Origin of the sequence: Escherichia sp. E2661 (genome assembly GCF_004745185.1) — a bacterium.
In the GTDB taxonomy this organism is placed as follows: domain Bacteria; phylum Pseudomonadota; class Gammaproteobacteria; order Enterobacterales; family Enterobacteriaceae; genus Escherichia.
Genome location: NZ_PDIG01000035.1, coordinates 116,929 through 133,989 on the forward strand (window position 1 = coordinate 116,929; position 17,061 = coordinate 133,989).

The window sequence follows — 17,061 nt, forward strand, 5'->3', positions numbered from 1 at the left end:
AATCGATGTGAAAGTACTGACTGTATTTGGTACGCGCCCGGAAGCCATCAAGATGGCGCCGTTGGTGCATGCGTTGGCAAAAGATCCTTTTTTTGAGGCTAAAGTTTGCGTCACTGCGCAGCATCGGGAGATGCTCGATCAGGTGCTGAAACTCTTTTCCATTGTACCTGACTACGATCTCAACATAATGCAGCCAGGACAGGGCCTGACAGAGATAACCTGTCGGATTCTGGAAGGACTAAAACCTATTCTTGCCGAGTTCAAACCAGACGTTGTGCTGGTTCACGGTGATACTACCACCACACTGGCAACCAGCTTGGCAGCGTTTTATCAGCGAATTCCTGTTGGTCACGTTGAGGCCGGACTGCGCACGGGCGATCTCTATTCGCCGTGGCCGGAAGAGGCTAACCGTACATTGACCGGGCATCTGGCGATGTACCATTTCTCACCAACTGAAACTTCCCGGCAAAATTTGCTGCGTGAAAACGTCGCTGACAGCCGAATATTTATTACCGGTAATACAGTAATTGATGCGCTGCTGTGGGTGCGCGACCAGGTAATGAGCAGCGATACGCTGCGTTCAGAACTGGCGGCAAATTACCCGTTTATCGACCCCGATAAAAAGATGATTCTGGTGACCGGTCACAGGCGTGAGAGCTTTGGTCGTGGTTTTGAAGAAATCTGCCATGCGCTGGCTGAAATCGCTACCACTCATCAGGACATCCAGATTGTTTATCCGGTACACCTTAACCCGAATGTCAGAGAGCCGGTCAATCGCATTCTGGGGCATGTGAAAAATGTCATTTTGATTGATCCCCAGGAGTATTTACCGTTTGTCTGGTTGATGAACCACGCCTGGTTGATTTTGACTGACTCTGGCGGCATTCAGGAAGAAGCACCTTCTCTGGGTAAACCGGTGCTGGTGATGCGCGATACCACCGAACGCCCAGAAGCGGTGACCGCAGGTACGGTACGTCTGGTGGGGACGGATAAGCAACGGATCGTCGAGGAAGTGACGCGTCTTTTAGAAGACGAAGATGAATATCAAACTATGAGCCGCGCCCATAACCCGTATGGTGATGGTCAGGCATGCTCTCGCATTTTGGAAGCGTTAAAAAATAATCGGATATCACTATGAGTTTTGCGACCATTTCTGTTATCGGACTAGGTTATATCGGGCTGCCAACGGCGGCTGCGTTTGCCTCTCGGCAAAAACAGGTTATTGGTGTCGATATCAACCAACAAGCGGTTGATACCATCAATCGTGGCGAAATCCATATCGTCGAACCTGATTTGGCGAGCGTGGTAAAAACGGCCGTAGAAGGTGGTTTTTTACGAGCGAGCACGACGCCGGTTGAGGCTGATGCCTGGCTGATTGCTGTCCCAACGCCATTTAAAGGCGATCATGAGCCGGATATGGCCTACGTCGAATCGGCTGCCCGCTCCATTGCGCCGGTGCTGAAAAAAGGTGCGTTGGTGATCCTTGAATCCACCTCGCCAGTGGGCTCAACCGAGAAGATGGCAGAATGGTTAGCAGAGATGCGTCCGGACCTGACTTTCCCGCAGCAGGTGGGCGAGCAGGCGGACGTCAATATTGCTTATTGCCCGGAACGCGTGTTGCCGGGCCAGGTGATGGTCGAGCTGATTAAAAACGATCGCGTCATTGGCGGCATGACGCCAGTTTGCTCGGCGCGCGCCAGCGAACTGTACAAAATTTTCCTCGAAGGTGAGTGTGTCGTCACTAACTCGCGGACGGCGGAAATGTGTAAGCTCACAGAAAACAGCTTTCGCGACGTGAATATTGCTTTTGCTAACGAATTGTCGCTGATTTGTGCCGAGCAAGGAATTAACGTCTGGGAACTGATTCGTCTGGCGAATCGCCATCCACGAGTCAATATTCTCCAGCCTGGTCCGGGCGTGGGCGGTCACTGTATCGCTGTTGATCCGTGGTTTATCGTGGCACAGAACCCGCAGCAGGCGCAGCTTATCCGTACCGCGCGCGAAGTGAACGATCACAAGCCTTTCTGGGTTATCGATCAGGTGAAAGCGGCGGTCGCTGATTGTCTGGCTGCCACTGATAAACGCGCCGGTGAACTGAAAATTGCCTGCTTTGGTCTGGCGTTTAAACCGAATATTGATGATCTGCGCGAAAGCCCGGCGATGGAAATCGCTGAACTGATCGCCCAGTGGCACAGCGGCGAAACGCTGGTTGTTGAGCCTAACATTCACCAGTTGCCGAAAAAACTGACTGGGCTTTGCATGCTGGCGCAGCTTGACGAGGCGCTGGCGATGGCAGATGTGCTGGTGATGCTGGTAGATCACAGCCAGTTTAAAGCCATTAGCGGCGATGATGTTCAGCAGCAGTATGTGGTGGATACCAAAGGAGTCTGGCGCTGATACTGATTACAGTAAAAGACTGTGTTGAGGGAGATTAGAATGCCCGTCCACGCCAGTATTGAATCACTAACCTGGGAAAACGCCTTCTTTGGCGTTAACAGCGCCATCGTGCGCATTAGTCCTGATGCACCGCTCCTGACACCAGACGTTTTGGCGCCGTGGTCACGGGTGCAGGCCAAAATTGCCGCATCCAATACCGATGAACTGGATGCTCTGCAACAGCTGGGATTCTCACTGGTAGAAGGGGAAGTGGATTTGGCTCTTCCCGTGATCAACGTCAGTGAAAGCCATGCGGAAGTGGCTCAAGAATCAGATATTCCAGTACTACGCCAGTTAGCCCGTGAAGCATTCGCGCAAAGCCGTTTTCGTGCGCCGTGGTATGCGCCTGACGCCAGCGGTCGCTTTTATGCGCAGTGGATTGAAAATGCCGTGCGCGGCACCTTTGATCATCAATGCCTGGTTTTACGCGCGGCTTCCGGCGAGATTCGCGGCTATGTTTCTCTGCGAGAGTTGAATTCCACTGACGCGCGCATTGGTTTACTGGCAGGACGCGGAGCAGGTGCACACCTGATGCAAGCAGCGCTAAACTGGGCGTATGCTCGCGGTAAAACAACATTGCGGGTGGCGACCCAGATGGGCAACACCGCCGCGCTTAAACGATACATACAAAGTGGTGCGAATGTAGAAAGCACCGCGTACTGGTTATACAGGTGATCACATGATTCCATTTAACGCACCGCCGGTGGTGGGAACCGAACTCGACTATATGCAGTCGGCAATGGGTAGCGGCAAACTGTGTGGTGATGGCGGTTTTACCCGTCGCTGCCAGCAGTGGCTGGAGCAACGTTTTGGCAGCGCCAAAGTGTTACTGACGCCGTCCTGCACCGCTTCGCTGGAGATGGCGGCGCTGCTGCTCGATATCCAGCCTGGCGATGAAGTGATCATGCCGAGCTACACCTTTGTCTCCACCGCCAATGCCTTTGTGCTACGTGGAGCAACAATCGTTTTTGTTGATGTTCGCCCGGACACCATGAACATCGACGAGACGCTGATTGAAGCGGCGATCACCGACAAAACACGCGTTATCGTTCCGGTCCATTACGCGGGCGTGGCCTGTGAAATGGACACCATTATGGCGTTGGCGAAAAAGCATAACCTGTTTGTGGTGGAAGATGCCGCTCAGGGCGTGATGTCCACTTACAAAGGGCGTGCGCTGGGAACCATTGGCCATATTGGCTGCTTTAGCTTCCATGAAACCAAAAATTACACGGCGGGTGGTGAAGGCGGGGCGACGCTGATTAACGATAAAGCGTTGATTGAACGTGCCGAGATCATTCGCGAAAAAGGGACTAACCGCAGCCAGTTCTTCCGTGGTCAGGTTGATAAATATACCTGGCGCGATATCGGCTCCAGCTATTTGATGTCCGATCTGCAAGCTGCGTATCTGTGGGCGCAACTGGAAGCAGCCGAACGCATCAACCAGCAACGTCTGGCGCTGTGGCAAAACTACTTCGATGCGTTAGCACCTCTGGCGGAAGCCGGGCGTATCGAGCTGCCGTCGATTCCGGATGACTGCGTGCAGAACGCGCATATGTTCTACATCAAGCTGCGGGATATTGATGACCGGAGCGCGTTGATTAGCTTCCTGAAGGAAGCGGAAATCATGGCGGTGTTCCATTACATTCCGCTGCATGCAAGCCCTGCGGGTGAACGCTTTGGTGAGTTTCACGGTGAAGATCGCTACACCACCAAAGAGAGCGAGCGCCTGCTGCGCCTGCCGCTGTTCTACAACCTGTCGTCCGTCAATCAGCGCACGGTAATTGCGACCTTGTTGAACTACTTCTCCTGATATGTCGCTGGCAAAAGCGTCCTTGTGGACGGCGGCCAGTACACTGGTCAAGATTGGCGCTGGGTTACTGGTTGGTAAATTACTGGCGGTGTCATTTGGTCCTGCAGGACTAGGGTTGGCGGCAAATTTCCGCCAGTTGATAACCGTGCTCGGTGTGCTTGCCGGGGCGGGCATCTTTAATGGCGTAACCAAATACGTTGCCCAGTACCACGATAATCCGCAGCAGCTGCGCCGTGTGGTCGGCACTTCATCTGCGATGGTGCTTGGCTTCTCCACGCTGATGGCGCTGGTCTTTGTGCTGGCAGCTGCGCCAATCAGCCAGGGATTATTTGGTAATAACGACTATCAAGGGCTGGTGCGTTTAGTGGCGCTAGTGCAAATGGGGATCGCCTGGGGCAACCTGTTGCTGGCGTTGATGAAAGGCTTTCGCGATGCCGCGGGTAATGCGTTATCGCTGATTGTCGGCAGCCTGATTGGCGTTATCGCTTATTATGTCAGTTACCGTTTTGGCGGTTATGAAGGCGCGTTGCTTGGTCTGGCGTTGATTCCCGCGCTGGTGGTAATGCCTGCCGCCGTCATGTTAATTAAGCGTGGCGCTATCCCGTTAAGCTATCTAAAACCCAGCTGGGATAACGGTCTGGCAGGGCAGTTGAGCAAATTTACACTCATGGCGTTGATTACGTCGGTGACCTTGCCCGTTGCGTACATCATGATGCGTAAACTGTTGGCGGCGCAGTATAGCTGGGATGACGTGGGGATCTGGCAAGGGGTGAGCAGTATTTCCGATGCCTACCTGCAATTTATTACTGCTTCCTTTAGCGTGTATTTACTGCCCACGTTGTCGCGGCTAACGGAAAAGCGCGATATCACCCGGGAAGTGGTGAAGTCGCTGAAATTTGTTTTACCGGCCGTGGCGGCAGCGAGTTTCACCGTCTGGCTACTGCGTGATTTTGCCATCTGGTTACTGTTGTCGAATAAATTTACCGCCATGCGGGATCTCTTTGCCTGGCAGTTGGTCGGCGATGTGTTGAAAGTGGGCGCTTATGTCTTTGGTTATTTAGTGATCGCCAAAGCGTCGCTGCGTTTTTATATTCTGGCGGAAGTCAGCCAGTTCACTTTATTGATGGTATTTGCCCACTGGTTGATCCCCGTGCATGGCGCCCTGGGCGCGGCGCAGGCCTACATGGCAACCTATATCGTCTATTTCTCTCTTTGTTGTGGCGTGTTTTTACTCTGGCGTAGGCGGGCATGACTGTACTGATTCACGTACTGGGATCGGATATCCCTCACCATAACCAAACCGTTCTGCGGTTTTTCAATGACGCGCTGGCCGCGACGAGCGAGCACGCGCGCGAGTTTATGGTTGCTGGCAAGGACGACGGCTTAAGTGATAGTTGTCCGGCGCTTTCTGTGCAATTTTTCCCTGGGAAAAAATCACTGGCAGAAGCCGTTATCGCTAAAGCGAAAGCTAACCGCCAGCAACGGTTTTTCTTCCACGGCCAGTTCAATCCCAAGCTGTGGCTGGCGCTGCTTAGTGGCGGAATCAAGCCCAGCCAGTTTTACTGGCATATCTGGGGGGCAGATCTCTATGAAGTTTCCAGTGGATTGAAATATAAACTCTTTTATCCTCTGCGCCGACTGGCACAAAAGCGAGTGGGCTGTGTGTTTGCCACTCGGGGAGACTTGAGCTTTTTTGCCAAAACGCATCCAAAGGTGCGGGGCGAACTGATTTACTTCCCAACCCGGATGGACCCTTCTCTCAATACAATGGCGAACGATCGGCAACGTGAAGGGAAAATGACCATTTTGGTAGGGAACTCCGGCGATCGCAGCAATGAGCATATCGCCGCCTTGCGCGCTGTTCATCAGCAGTTTGGTGATACGGTAAAAGTGGTTGTACCGATGGGCTATCCGCCTAATAACGAAGCGTATATCGACGAAGTTCGTCAGGCGGGGCTCGAGTTATTCAGCGAAGAAAATCTGCAAGTTCTGAGCGAAAAACTGGAATTTGACACCTATCTGGCGCTACTTCGCCAGTGCGATCTCGGCTACTTTATTTTTGCCCGCCAGCAGGGCATTGGTACGCTGTGCTTACTGATTCAGGCGGGCATTCCTTGTGTGCTTAACCGGGAAAATCCGTTCTGGCAGGATATGACAGAACAGCATTTGCCGGTGCTGTTTACCACTGACGATCTCAACGAAGATATTGTGCGTGAAGCGCAGCGCCAGCTGACGTCGGTGGATAAAAACACCATTGCCTTCTTTAGCCCGAACTATCTGCAAGGCTGGCAGCGGGCGTTGGCTATTGCCTCCGGGGAGGTCGCATGAGCCTGCTGCAATTCAGCGGCCTGTTTGTTGTCTGGCTGCTCTGCACGCTGTTTATCGCCACGCTGACATGGTTTGAGTTTCGCCGCGTGCGCTTTAACTTCAATGTCTTCTTTTCATTGCTGTTTTTGCTGACCTTTTTCTTCGGCTTCCCGCTGACCAGCTTGCTGGTGTTTCGCTTTGATGTTGGTGTTGCGCCGCCAGAGATCTTGTTGCAGGCGTTACTTTCTGCGGGGGGATTTTACGCAGTTTACTACGTCACTTACAAAACACGCTTACGCAAACGCGTTGCTGATGCACCGCGCCGTCCTGTGTTTACCATGAACCGCGTGGAAACCAATCTCACGTGGGTGATTCTGATGGGTATCGCGCTGGTGAGCGTTGGCATCTTTTTCATGCATAACGGTTTTTTGCTGTTCCGGCTTAACTCCTACAGCCAGATCTTCTCCAGCGAAGTCTCTGGCGTGGCGTTAAAGCGTTTCTTTTACTTTTTCATCCCGGCAATGTTAGTGGTCTACTTTCTGCGCCAGGACAGTAAAGCGTGGCTGTTTTTCCTCGTCAGCACGGTCGCCTTTGGTTTGCTGACTTACATGATTGTCGGCGGCACTCGCGCCAATATCATTATCGCGTTCGCTATCTTCCTGTTTATCGGCATTATTCGCGGCTGGATTTCGTTGTGGATGCTGGCGGCGGCGGGCGTGCTGGGGATTGTTGGCATGTTCTGGCTGGCGCTAAAACGCTATGGAATGAGCGTCAGCGGCGATGAGGCGTTCTATACGTTTCTCTATCTCACCCGCGACACCTTCTCGCCGTGGGAGAATCTGGCGCTGCTGTTGCAGAACTACGACAACATTGACTTCCAGGGCCTGGCTCCAATTGTCCGCGATTTCTATGTCTTTATCCCTTCCTGGCTGTGGCCGGGGCGTCCGAGTATGGTGCTGAACTCCGCCAACTACTTTACCTGGGAAGTGCTGAATAACCACTCCGGACTGGCGATCTCGCCTACGCTTATAGGCTCACTGGTTGTTATGGGCGGTGCGTTGTTCATCCCGCTTGGGGCGATTGTGGTTGGTCTGATCATCAAGTGGTTCGACTGGTTGTATGAGCTGGGCAACCGCGAAACTAATCGCTATAAGGCTGCGATTCTCCACAGTTTCTGCTTCGGGGCGATCTTCAATATGATCGTGCTGGCGCGCGAAGGGTTGGATTCGTTTGTCTCGCGTGTCGTCTTTTTTATCGTGGTCTTCGGCGCAAGCCTGATGATTGCAAAACTGCTGTACTGGCTTTTTGATAGCGCCGGACTCGTTCATAAACGAATAAAATCATCGCTCCGGACGCAGGTTGAAGGATAACAATGAATAACAACACCACGGCACCGACCTATACGCTGCGTGGCTTACAGTTGATCGGTTGGCGTGATATGCAGCATGCCCTCGATTATCTGTTCGCTGACGGGCAGCTTAAGCAGGGAACGCTGGTTGCCATTAATGCCGAAAAAATGCTGACCATTGAAGATAACGCCGAGGTCAGGGAGTTAATTAACGCTGCCGAATTTAAATATGCCGATGGCATTAGCGTTGTGCGGTCGGTGCGTAAAAAGTACCCGCAGGCACAGGTTTCCCGCGTTGCCGGTGCCGATCTCTGGGAAGAAGTAATGGCGCGCGCTGGCAAGGAAGGGACGCCGGTATTTCTTGTGGGCGGTAAACCTGATGTGCTGGCGCAGACCGAAGCTAAACTGCGCGACCAGTGGAATGTGAATATCGTTGGCAGCCAGGACGGTTATTTCAAGCCTGAGCAGCGTCAGGCGCTGTTTGAGCGTATTCACGCCAGTGGTGCGCAAATCGTCACTGTCGCAATGGGGTCACCAAAGCAGGAGATCTTCATGCGCGACTGCCGCCTGGTGCATCCAGATGCGCTGTATATGGGCGTTGGCGGGACTTATGATGTTTTCACCGGTCACGTAAAACGCGCGCCGAAAATCTGGCAAACGCTGGGACTGGAGTGGCTTTATAGACTGCTTTCGCAGCCGAGTCGCATTAAGCGCCAGCTTCGTTTGCTGCGTTATTTACGCTGGCATTACACCGGCGATCTCTGATTTTCCTCTCTCTGTAAAGCGACGGAGTGGTCACTTCGTCGCCTGCCTGTCTTTTTATTACACAAAGCATTCAAATTTTTTAATGCTTTATTTGCCATTTCTCCTGAATTACGAAAACATTCGCAACACTCGATGTACCCATAACGATAACCGGTAACACCGGAAAGCATGCAAACACAACACGAGGATTTATGGCAGATAACAAACCAGAGCTACAGCGTGGGCTGGAAGCTCGACATATCGAACTCATCGCCCTGGGGGGCACCATTGGCGTCGGCCTGTTTATGGGGGCCGCCAGTACCCTGAAATGGGCCGGGCCATCCGTATTGTTGGCCTATATCATCGCCGGGCTGTTCGTCTTTTTCATCATGCGTTCAATGGGCGAAATGTTGTTCCTCGAACCGGTTACCGGTTCGTTCGCCGTTTATGCGCATCGTTACATGAGCCCGTTCTTTGGCTATCTCACTGCCTGGTCTTACTGGTTTATGTGGATGGCTGTGGGGATCTCAGAAATCACCGCCATTGGCGTTTATGTCCAGTTCTGGTTCCCGGAGATGGCGCAGTGGATACCCGCATTGATCGCGGTGGCGCTGGTGGCACTGGCGAATCTGGCAGCGGTGCGGTTGTACGGTGAAATCGAGTTCTGGTTCGCGATGATCAAAGTCACCACGATTATCGTGATGATTGTCATTGGCCTGGGCGTGATTTTCTTTGGCTTTGGCAATGGTGGGCAGTCGATTGGTTTTAGCAATCTCACAGAGCATGGCGGTTTCTTTGCGGGTGGCTGGAAAGGGTTCCTGACCGCTCTGTGTATTGTGGTGGCGTCCTACCAGGGTGTGGAGCTGATTGGCATCACCGCTGGTGAAGCGAAGAATCCGCAGGTGACGCTGCGCAGTGCCGTAGGCAAGGTGCTGTGGCGAATCCTGATTTTCTACGTAGGCGCGATTTTCGTTATCGTCACCATCTTCCCGTGGAATGAAATAGGTAGCAACGGCAGCCCGTTTGTACTTACTTTTGCCAAAATCGGTATTACCGCAGCGGCGGGCATTATCAACTTTGTGGTGCTGACGGCTGCGCTCTCTGGCTGTAACAGCGGCATGTACAGTTGCGGACGTATGCTCTACGCGCTGGCGAAAAACCGTCAGTTACCGGCGGTGATGGCGAAAGTTTCCCGTCACGGTGTGCCGGTTGCAGGAGTGGCGGTATCTATTGCTATCCTGCTAATTGGCTCATGCCTGAACTATATCATCCCTAACCCACAGCGCGTATTTGTCTACGTCTACAGCGCCAGCGTGCTTCCGGGCACGGTGCCGTGGTTTGTGATTTTGATAAGCCAGCTGCGTTTTCGTCGTGCACACAAAGCGGCGATTGCCAGCCATCCGTTCCGCTCAATCCTGTTCCCGTGGGCTAACTACGTAACAATGGCATTCCTGATTTGCGTTTTGATCGGTATGTACTTTAATGAAGATACCCGTATGTCGCTGTTTGTCGGCATCATCTTCATGCTGGCGGTGACGGCGATTTATAAAGTTTTTGGCCTTAATCGCCACGGTAAAGCGCATAAACTGGAGAAATAATCAGCAAAGCGCGCAAACCGTAACCAAACGCGCATTTTATTTAAAAAGGGACTAGACAGAGGGGTGGGAAGTCCGTATTATCCACCCCCGCAACGGCGCTAAGCGCCCGTAGCTCAGCTGGATAGAGCGCTGCCCTCCGGAGGCAGAGGTCTCAGGTTCGAATCCTGTCGGGCGCGCCATTTAGTCCCGGCGCTTGAGCTGCGGTGGTAGTAATACCGCGTAACAAGATTTGTAGTGGTGGCTATAGCTCAGTTGGTAGAGCCCTGGATTGTGATTCCAGTTGTCGTGGGTTCGAATCCCATTAGCCACCCCATTATTAGAAGTTGTGACAATGCGAAGGTGGCGGAATTGGTAGACGCGCTAGCTTCAGGTGTTAGTGTTCTTACGGACGTGGGGGTTCAAGTCCCCCCCCTCGCACCACGACTTTAAAGAATTGAACTAAAAATTCAAAAAGCAGTATTTCGGCGAGTAGCGCAGCTTGGTAGCGCAACTGGTTTGGGACCAGTGGGTCGGAGGTTCGAATCCTCTCTCGCCGACCAATTTTGAACCCCGCTTCGGCGGGGTTTTTTGTTTTCTGTGCATTTCGTCACTCTCCCTTCGCAATAAACGCCCGTGGTAACTCATTGCCCCACGGTATGATTTCGCCCTTAACGTATTGAAGGATGACTTCAGGCAAGGAGCGACCATGCTGCAACAGGTTCCAACGCGTGCGTTTCACGTGATGGCGAAACCGAGCGGTTCCGATTGTAATCTGAACTGTGACTACTGTTTTTATCTCGAAAAACAATCCCTTTATCGCGAAAAGCCAGTCACGCATATGGACGATGACACGCTGGAAGCGTATATCCGTCACTATATTGCCGCCAGCGAACCGCAAAACGAAGTCGCTTTTACCTGGCAGGGCGGTGAGCCAACGCTGTTGGGGCTGGAGTTTTACCGCCGTGCCGTGGCGCTGCAGGCAAAATATGGTGCGGGAAGGCAGGTCAGTAACAGCTTCCAGACCAACGGCGTGCTGCTGGATGATGAATGGTGCGCGTTTCTCGCAGAGCATCATTTCCTTGTTGGCCTGTCGCTGGATGGTCCGGCTGAGATCCACAATCAATATCGCGTGACCAAAAGCGGCAGACCCACGCATAAGCTGGTGATGCGTGTCCTGACGCTGCTGCAAAAGCATCATGTCGACTATAACGTGCTGGTCTGCGTTAACCGCACCAGCGCGTTACAACCTTTGCAGGTCTATGATTTTCTGCGTGATGCGGGCGTGGAGTTCATCCAGTTTATTCCGGTAGTGGAGCGTCTGGCTGATGAAATAGCTACCCGCGATGGACTGAAACTATATGCTCCCGGCGATATTCAGGGCGAACTGACGGAATGGTCGGTGCGCCCCGATGAGTTTGGTGAGTTTCTGGTGGCGATATTCGACCACTGGATCAAACGCGACGTCGGCAAGATTTTCGTGATGAATATCGAATGGGCGTTTGCCAATTTTGTCGGTGCGCCGGGTGCGGTTTGCCATCATCAGCCAACCTGTGGGCGCTCGGTGATTGTTGAGCACAACGGCGACGTTTACGCCTGCGATCACTATGTTTATCCGCAATATCGGCTGGGGAATATGCTTCAGCAAACAATTGCAGAAATGATCGATTCCCCGCAACAGCAGGTGTTTGGTGAAGATAAATTTAAGCAGTTACCGACGCAGTGTCGCAGTTGTAACGTGTTAAAAGCGTGCTGGGGAGGCTGCCCGAAACACCGCTTTATGCTCGATGCCAGCGGCAAGCCGGGGCTGAATTATTTGTGTGCCGGATATCAGCGTTATTTCCGCCATCTACCGCCATATCTTAAAGCAATGGCTGATTTGCTGGCGCACGGTCGCCCGGCCAGCGACATTATGCAGGCACATTTGCTGGTGGTGAATAAGTAGAAATCGGCGGCCGCCTGCGGTTGATTGCCGGATGCGATGCTGACCGCATCTTATCCGGCCTACAGAACGTTACAATTTATTGAATTTGCAAGGCTTGTAGGCCGGATAAGGCGTTCACGCCGCATCCGGCAAGGTCTGTGTGGCCCGATGTAGCGATATCGCCGGCTTAATCAGATTTAATCTGCGCGCGTGGAGGATATTTCTTCAGGATCTCCATATACGCGTGCATTTCGGTCTGTAGCGGTACACCCATCGGAATATGGCGCACGCCGATAGAGTCGCTTTCCTGTGGATCGGTGTAGAGGTTAAACACCGACGATCCGGCCGTTTGCATTACTGTGCCGGTGAACCCACCCTGATACCCGCTCTGGGTATAAGCGTATGGCTGCTGAATCAGCACATGGTATTTGAACTCATCCATACGTACAGCAGAGAGTTTGCCGTTGAGGAAGTAGTGCTCGGCCTTACGGTTAGACTGGCCGTTTGTTCCCAGGAAGAAAGATGTCTGGTCTACACCATCGATAAAGGTGGTTTTCGGCACTAAATTCGCCACTTTCGCCCCAGGATGCCCCGCCAGATCCAGTGCTGTTGGGAAGAGATCTGCCAGATCAACAATACCGTCAGATTTACGCGGTTGGATCATGCCTTTCCAGTACACGAAAGTCGGAACGCGAACGCCGCCTTCCCAGGTAGATCCTTTCGCACCACGGAACGGTGTGCGGCCGTGCGGAGGCACTTCGGCTTCCGGACCGTTATCGGAGGTGAAGACAATAAGCGTATTATCCAGCTGACCGTTTTTCTCCAGTGCTTTATACAGATTAGCGAATACATCGTTCATCTCTACCATGCAATCACCATACGAGGTGCGTGCCGGAGAACTTCCCGCATATTTGGCGTTCGGGTAGTTATCGAAGTGGCAGCCGCGCGTACCGTAATATAAGAAGAAAGGCTTATCGCTCTTCGCCATCTTGTCGAGGAACTTAACGCCATATTCCATCCAGCGCTGATCCAGATCTTCCATATATTTCGGCGTAATGTCAGCAATGGCCTCCTGTTCTCCGCCGCGTACAGCATGAACATCATCTTTGCTAAATGGTAATTGCTTGATGTATTCAGAACGGTCCGGACTCAGGGAGACTTCCGGGTTGACGTGAACATCGCGCCATTCGGTATACATATCGGACACTGAGTTGAAGCCACGGAAATCATCAAAGCCGACGTTCTGCGGCTGCGACTCTTTGTTTTCCCCCATGTGCCATTTCCCGATAGCCTGGGTGACGTAACCTTGGTCGTGCAGCAATTGCGGCAGGGTGGTTAACCCTTGCAGCCCGCCTGGTTGCCCGTACATCGGCGGCATTAGAATGCCGTGGTGGATGGAGTATTGCCCGGTGAGAATGGTGGCGCGGGTAGGGGAAGAACTCGGTTGAGAATACGCAGAGGTTAAAATCAGCCCCTGGCTGGCAACGGCGTCAATATCTGGCGTTGGGTTTCCTACCGCTACGCCACCGCCATTAAAGCCGATATCCATCCAGCCCACGTCATCCAGTAAGAAAACAACCACATTCGGTTTCTTACCGCTCTTTTTCTCTAATTCCGCCAGCTTCTGCTGAGTTTCTTTATCCTGTGCCGGATGCTGCATCACAGGCATCATATTATCGGCAATGGTGGTTGCAGGTTTAACCAGGTACTGGTTAGGGTGATCATACCCGGCATAGCCTTCGCGCGCGGTAGCGGTTGACGGGGTATCTGCAGCACTGGCCAGCAAAGGAATAGCGGTGGCGACTGCGACCACCAGTAGTTTGGGTGAAAACGAAATTTCCATGCAAAACGCTCCGGTTTCATGTCATTAAATGGATGACATAATTAAGCATTGATAATTGAGGTCCCTCTCCCTGATAAAATGGGGTTATAAATAATTATGATGAAAATATATTATTTATTTGCCATGAGGATGAATCGAAAGATCAGGAGAGCGTTTTCAATCCTACCCTTGGTGCGGGGCATATGTAAGGCAGGTTTATTGTATGGTGTTGATTATTGATGCTGTTTTTGATTAGAAGTGTAATTAATATATATTGGTTATTGAATATTTTTAACAATTCACAGTATTTATAATTAAAGAGAGTAAGGTTCTGGATGATATTTTCTCAGGTAATTATTGCGAACGAAAGAAACCTGGATTGCAGAATTGTCTCATAACAAGTATTAAAGGATGTTATTTCCCGGGCCTGTGTGGCATAATAATTGGGTAGATGCTCATTCCATCTCTTATGTTCGCCTTAGTGCCTCATAAACTTAGGAATGACGCAGAGCCGTTTACGGTGCTTATCGTCCACTGACAGATGTCGCTTATGCCTCATCAGACACCATGGACACAACGTTGAGTGAAGCACCCACTTGTTGTCATACAGACCTGTTTTAACGCCTGCTCCGTAATAAGAGCAGGCGTTTTTTTATGTATCAGAAAGGCCCCGGAGGTGCTTGCCTCCGGGTTAGAAAGAACTATTGCGGTGGATTGTTCTGCAACGTCAACATCAAGCCGTCGCGGCGCATCGATGCGGCTTCTTCCGGTTTGTGCAGTCTGTCCAGCGCGTCGGCAAGCCATGCGTAATCGTAGGCGTCCGGGCGTTGTTTCAGTGCCGCGCGGAAGGCGAGGGATGCTTCCTGCCATTCGCCGTGCTTCATCAGTGACTGACCCAGCGTGCTCCACAACAGCGGGCGATCGCCGACGTTTTTGATTTGCTGGCGTAGCACTTTTTCAAGCTGTTCCGGATTGTTGGTTTTCAGTCGTGGGATCGGCAGCAGTAGGCGATCATCATACTGGCGTTTCAGGCCGTCGATGATAATTTGCTGGGCAGTATCATGATCGTCACACTCAATAAGATGTTCCGCCATTGCCACCTGCAAAGCCACCTGATGACGCGTTTTCCGGCTTTGGTTTTTCCACCAGTTACGTAAACCTTCGCTGCCGTCATCGGCCCGCGCCTGATTCATCAGGCCAATCCATGCCTGTTGTTCGAGCATTGCGCGATGTTCTTCATCACCAACGTGGGCTTTCGCCATTGACGGGATGATGTCCAGCAGTGAACTCCACGCGCCGGTACGGATATACGCTTGTTCCGCCAGACGCAGCACTTCCGGATGGCGTGGTGTGACTTCGAGTAACTTATCCACGCCGTGGCGTGCAGCATGGTTTTCATTACGCGCCAGTTGCAGGCGAACGCGGGCGATTTCCACCGGAATGGTGTCGTTACCCGCCAGTTCCGCTGCGCGTTCCAGATGCTGATTGGCGCGCGCTTCATCCCCTCGTTGCTGTGCGGCTTCGGCAGCCAGCAGGTAGTTCACCACCGGCTGTTCAGCGTGATCGGCATTTTTTGACATCAGCTTTTCAACTTGCTGATAATCGCCTTCCGCCAGTTTTAGCAGCGCTTGTTCTGTCTGCTTACGTGCGCGGCGACGCTTACGTCCGATAAACCAACCCCGGGTGTGCGCGCCGGTGCGGAAGATCCGCCGCAGTAGCCACTCAATGGCAAACAGCACGACCATCGCCAGAATCAAAATGATCGCCAGGCCAGTCACGCTGGTTTCGATATTGTAGTTGTCGGTCTGGATCAGTACGTAACCCTGATGACCGGCAATCATCGGGCCGACCACGATCCCCGCAATCAGCAACACAAAGAGCAATAACACTTTTAGCATGGTTATTCTCCTTGCGGCGCGGCTGCCGGGGCATCAGCTTGCGGTGCAGGTGCAGGTTTAGCTTCCGTTGCCCCTGCTGCCGGTTGTGCCAGTAGGTTACGCACGCGAGTCTGCATCAGTTTTTCCAGCATCGCCTGGCTTTGCAGGGTTTCCGGGAGATCCATCGAGATATTTTGCTGGCTTAACTGGTCCACCTCGTCGAGAAACGCTTTGGTGGTGGCATCTTCAGTATCGTAATAAGCACGAACCCAGGTGGAGACGTTCTCCAGCGCCTGGCGGTACGTCTCTTCCTGATGACGCGGCACAGCTTGTGCGGCGACCAGCAGACGGGAACGAATATTTTCGCGCAGATAGATATCCTGATTCGGCGCTAACAGCGGTACGGCAGTATCATCACGACGGCGAATCGTAATGAAGTTGTCCATAAAATTCTGCCAGCTTTTTTGCAGATTGATGCGCCATTCGCTGATGGAGCTGGAAAGCTCTTCACCATCGGAATCCATTGGCGAACCGTCGCTATCATTGTCGGCCAGACGCAGGTTATCCACTTGATTAGAGAGCTGATTCAACTTGAGGATAATACCGTCATAATCCACCTGTGATACCGCAGAAAGGCTGGCGATATCATCGGTAATTGCCCGACGAACAGCAATCAGGCTGGGGTCATTCATATCTGCCAGGCTGGCATCAGCGCTTTTCAGTAACGCTGCTGCGGTGGTGACGTCCTGATCGCTCCAGAGTTTACGTCCGGCAAGTTTTACCAGAAAGTCCGCCTGTGCCAGAAGCCAGGTTTTGGCGTCACTACCTGAAATAGTGGCGACCTTTTGTTGAACTTCATCCAGCTTTTTGGCCAGCGTTTCTTGCTGTCGATTCGCCTGCTCTAACTGTACAGCCTGTTGCTTAATAATGCCTTCCAGCTCCGCTTTTTGGCTTTCCTGGGCTTTTTGCAGTGCTGTGAGTTGGCTCGCCAGGGCATCGCTGGTGGCAGTCTGACTGACGGCCTGTTGTTTACCCCAGCCATACAAACCGACGCCTGCTGCCAGAGCAATGGCGATAGCCACCGCACTGAGAATCAGAGCGGTACTGTTCTTACTCTTCTTTTCTGCAACGACAGGTTGTGGCGTGGTGTCCACGGCCTCCCTGGTATCTTCAACCACGGCGGAGGTTTTTTCTTGTTCCGTCATTATGGCTTCCTGTT

The 17,061-nt window shown here is 52.5% G+C and carries 13 protein-coding genes and 4 tRNA genes; 14 read left to right on the forward strand and 3 right to left on the reverse strand.

Going from position 1 to position 17,061, the window contains the following annotated elements; all coding sequences use genetic code 11:
- Positions 1-7 precede the first annotated feature (7 nt).
- From wecB to CRI63_RS17775, 14 genes are all read left to right on the forward strand, one after another.
- On the forward strand, positions 8-1,138 hold the full coding sequence (gene wecB / locus CRI63_RS17705) for a UDP-N-acetylglucosamine 2-epimerase (non-hydrolyzing) (protein ID WP_064530529.1): 1,131 nt from the start codon (positions 8-10) through the stop codon (positions 1,136-1,138).
- On the forward strand, positions 1,135-2,397 hold the full coding sequence (gene wecC / locus CRI63_RS17710; RefSeq protein ID WP_135520246.1) for a UDP-N-acetyl-D-mannosamine dehydrogenase: 1,263 nt from the start codon (positions 1,135-1,137) through the stop codon (positions 2,395-2,397). Before wecB ends, wecC begins: the two co-directional genes overlap by 4 nt.
- Before the next feature lie 39 nt (positions 2,398-2,436).
- Complete coding sequence (rffC, locus tag CRI63_RS17715) at positions 2,437-3,111, forward strand: dTDP-4-amino-4,6-dideoxy-D-galactose acyltransferase (protein WP_135520248.1); 675 nt, start codon at positions 2,437-2,439, stop codon at positions 3,109-3,111.
- 4 nt (positions 3,112-3,115) lie between these two features.
- The gene (rffA, locus tag CRI63_RS17720) at positions 3,116-4,246 is read left to right on the forward strand and encodes a dTDP-4-amino-4,6-dideoxygalactose transaminase (RefSeq protein WP_135520250.1); all 1,131 of its coding nucleotides are present in this window, start codon (positions 3,116-3,118) and stop codon (positions 4,244-4,246) included.
- Position 4,247: 1 nt separating this feature from the next.
- On the forward strand, positions 4,248-5,498 hold the full coding sequence (wzxE, locus tag CRI63_RS17725) for a lipid III flippase WzxE (protein WP_130209400.1): 1,251 nt from the start codon (positions 4,248-4,250) through the stop codon (positions 5,496-5,498).
- Positions 5,495-6,574 carry a TDP-N-acetylfucosamine:lipid II N-acetylfucosaminyltransferase gene (rffT, locus tag CRI63_RS17730; protein ID WP_135520252.1) on the forward strand — a complete coding sequence of 360 codons (1,080 nt, stop codon included), beginning with the start codon at positions 5,495-5,497 and terminating at the stop codon, positions 6,572-6,574. Before wzxE ends, rffT begins: the two co-directional genes overlap by 4 nt.
- Positions 6,571-7,923, forward strand: a complete 1,353-nt coding sequence (gene wzyE / locus CRI63_RS17735; protein ID WP_135520254.1) for an ECA oligosaccharide polymerase — start codon at positions 6,571-6,573, stop codon at positions 7,921-7,923. The genes rffT and wzyE overlap by 4 nt, the downstream gene beginning before the upstream one ends.
- A 2-nt stretch (positions 7,924-7,925) precedes the next feature.
- The gene (wecG, locus tag CRI63_RS17740) at positions 7,926-8,666 is read left to right on the forward strand and encodes a lipopolysaccharide N-acetylmannosaminouronosyltransferase (RefSeq protein WP_130223397.1); all 741 of its coding nucleotides are present in this window, start codon (positions 7,926-7,928) and stop codon (positions 8,664-8,666) included.
- A 191-nt stretch (positions 8,667-8,857) separates the two neighbouring features.
- Positions 8,858-10,243: an amino acid permease gene (locus tag CRI63_RS17750; protein WP_135520256.1), complete on the forward strand. Its 1,386-nt coding sequence runs from the start codon at positions 8,858-8,860 to the stop codon at positions 10,241-10,243.
- Between the two features lie 102 nt (positions 10,244-10,345).
- Positions 10,346-10,422: transfer RNA gene (locus CRI63_RS17755), tRNA-Arg, on the forward strand.
- Positions 10,423-10,480: 58 nt separating this feature from the next.
- A tRNA-His gene (locus tag CRI63_RS17760) sits at positions 10,481-10,556 on the forward strand.
- Between the two features lie 20 nt (positions 10,557-10,576).
- Positions 10,577-10,663 (forward strand) — tRNA-Leu (locus tag CRI63_RS17765).
- A 42-nt stretch (positions 10,664-10,705) separates the two neighbouring features.
- Positions 10,706-10,782: transfer RNA gene (locus CRI63_RS17770), tRNA-Pro, on the forward strand.
- Positions 10,783-10,928: 146 nt separating this feature from the next.
- The gene (locus tag CRI63_RS17775; RefSeq protein WP_135520258.1) at positions 10,929-12,164 is read left to right on the forward strand and encodes an anaerobic sulfatase maturase; all 1,236 of its coding nucleotides are present in this window, start codon (positions 10,929-10,931) and stop codon (positions 12,162-12,164) included.
- Positions 12,165-12,330: 166 nt separating this feature from the next.
- Here the strand turns inward: CRI63_RS17775 and aslA are convergent, their stop codons facing one another.
- From aslA to hemX, 3 genes are all read right to left on the reverse strand, one after another.
- On the reverse strand, positions 12,331-13,986 hold the full coding sequence (gene aslA, locus CRI63_RS17780; protein WP_135520260.1) for an arylsulfatase AslA: 1,656 nt from the start codon (positions 13,984-13,986) through the stop codon (positions 12,331-12,333).
- Positions 13,987-14,666: 680 nt separating this feature from the next.
- A complete protein-coding gene (gene hemY / locus CRI63_RS17785) occupies positions 14,667-15,863 on the reverse strand; it encodes a protoheme IX biogenesis protein HemY (protein WP_130223391.1) in 1,197 nt (398 codons plus the stop codon).
- Positions 15,864-15,865: 2 nt separating this feature from the next.
- Complete coding sequence (gene hemX / locus CRI63_RS17790; RefSeq protein WP_135520262.1) at positions 15,866-17,047, reverse strand: uroporphyrinogen-III C-methyltransferase; 1,182 nt, start codon at positions 17,045-17,047, stop codon at positions 15,866-15,868.
- Between the last annotated feature and the right edge of the window lie 14 nt (positions 17,048-17,061).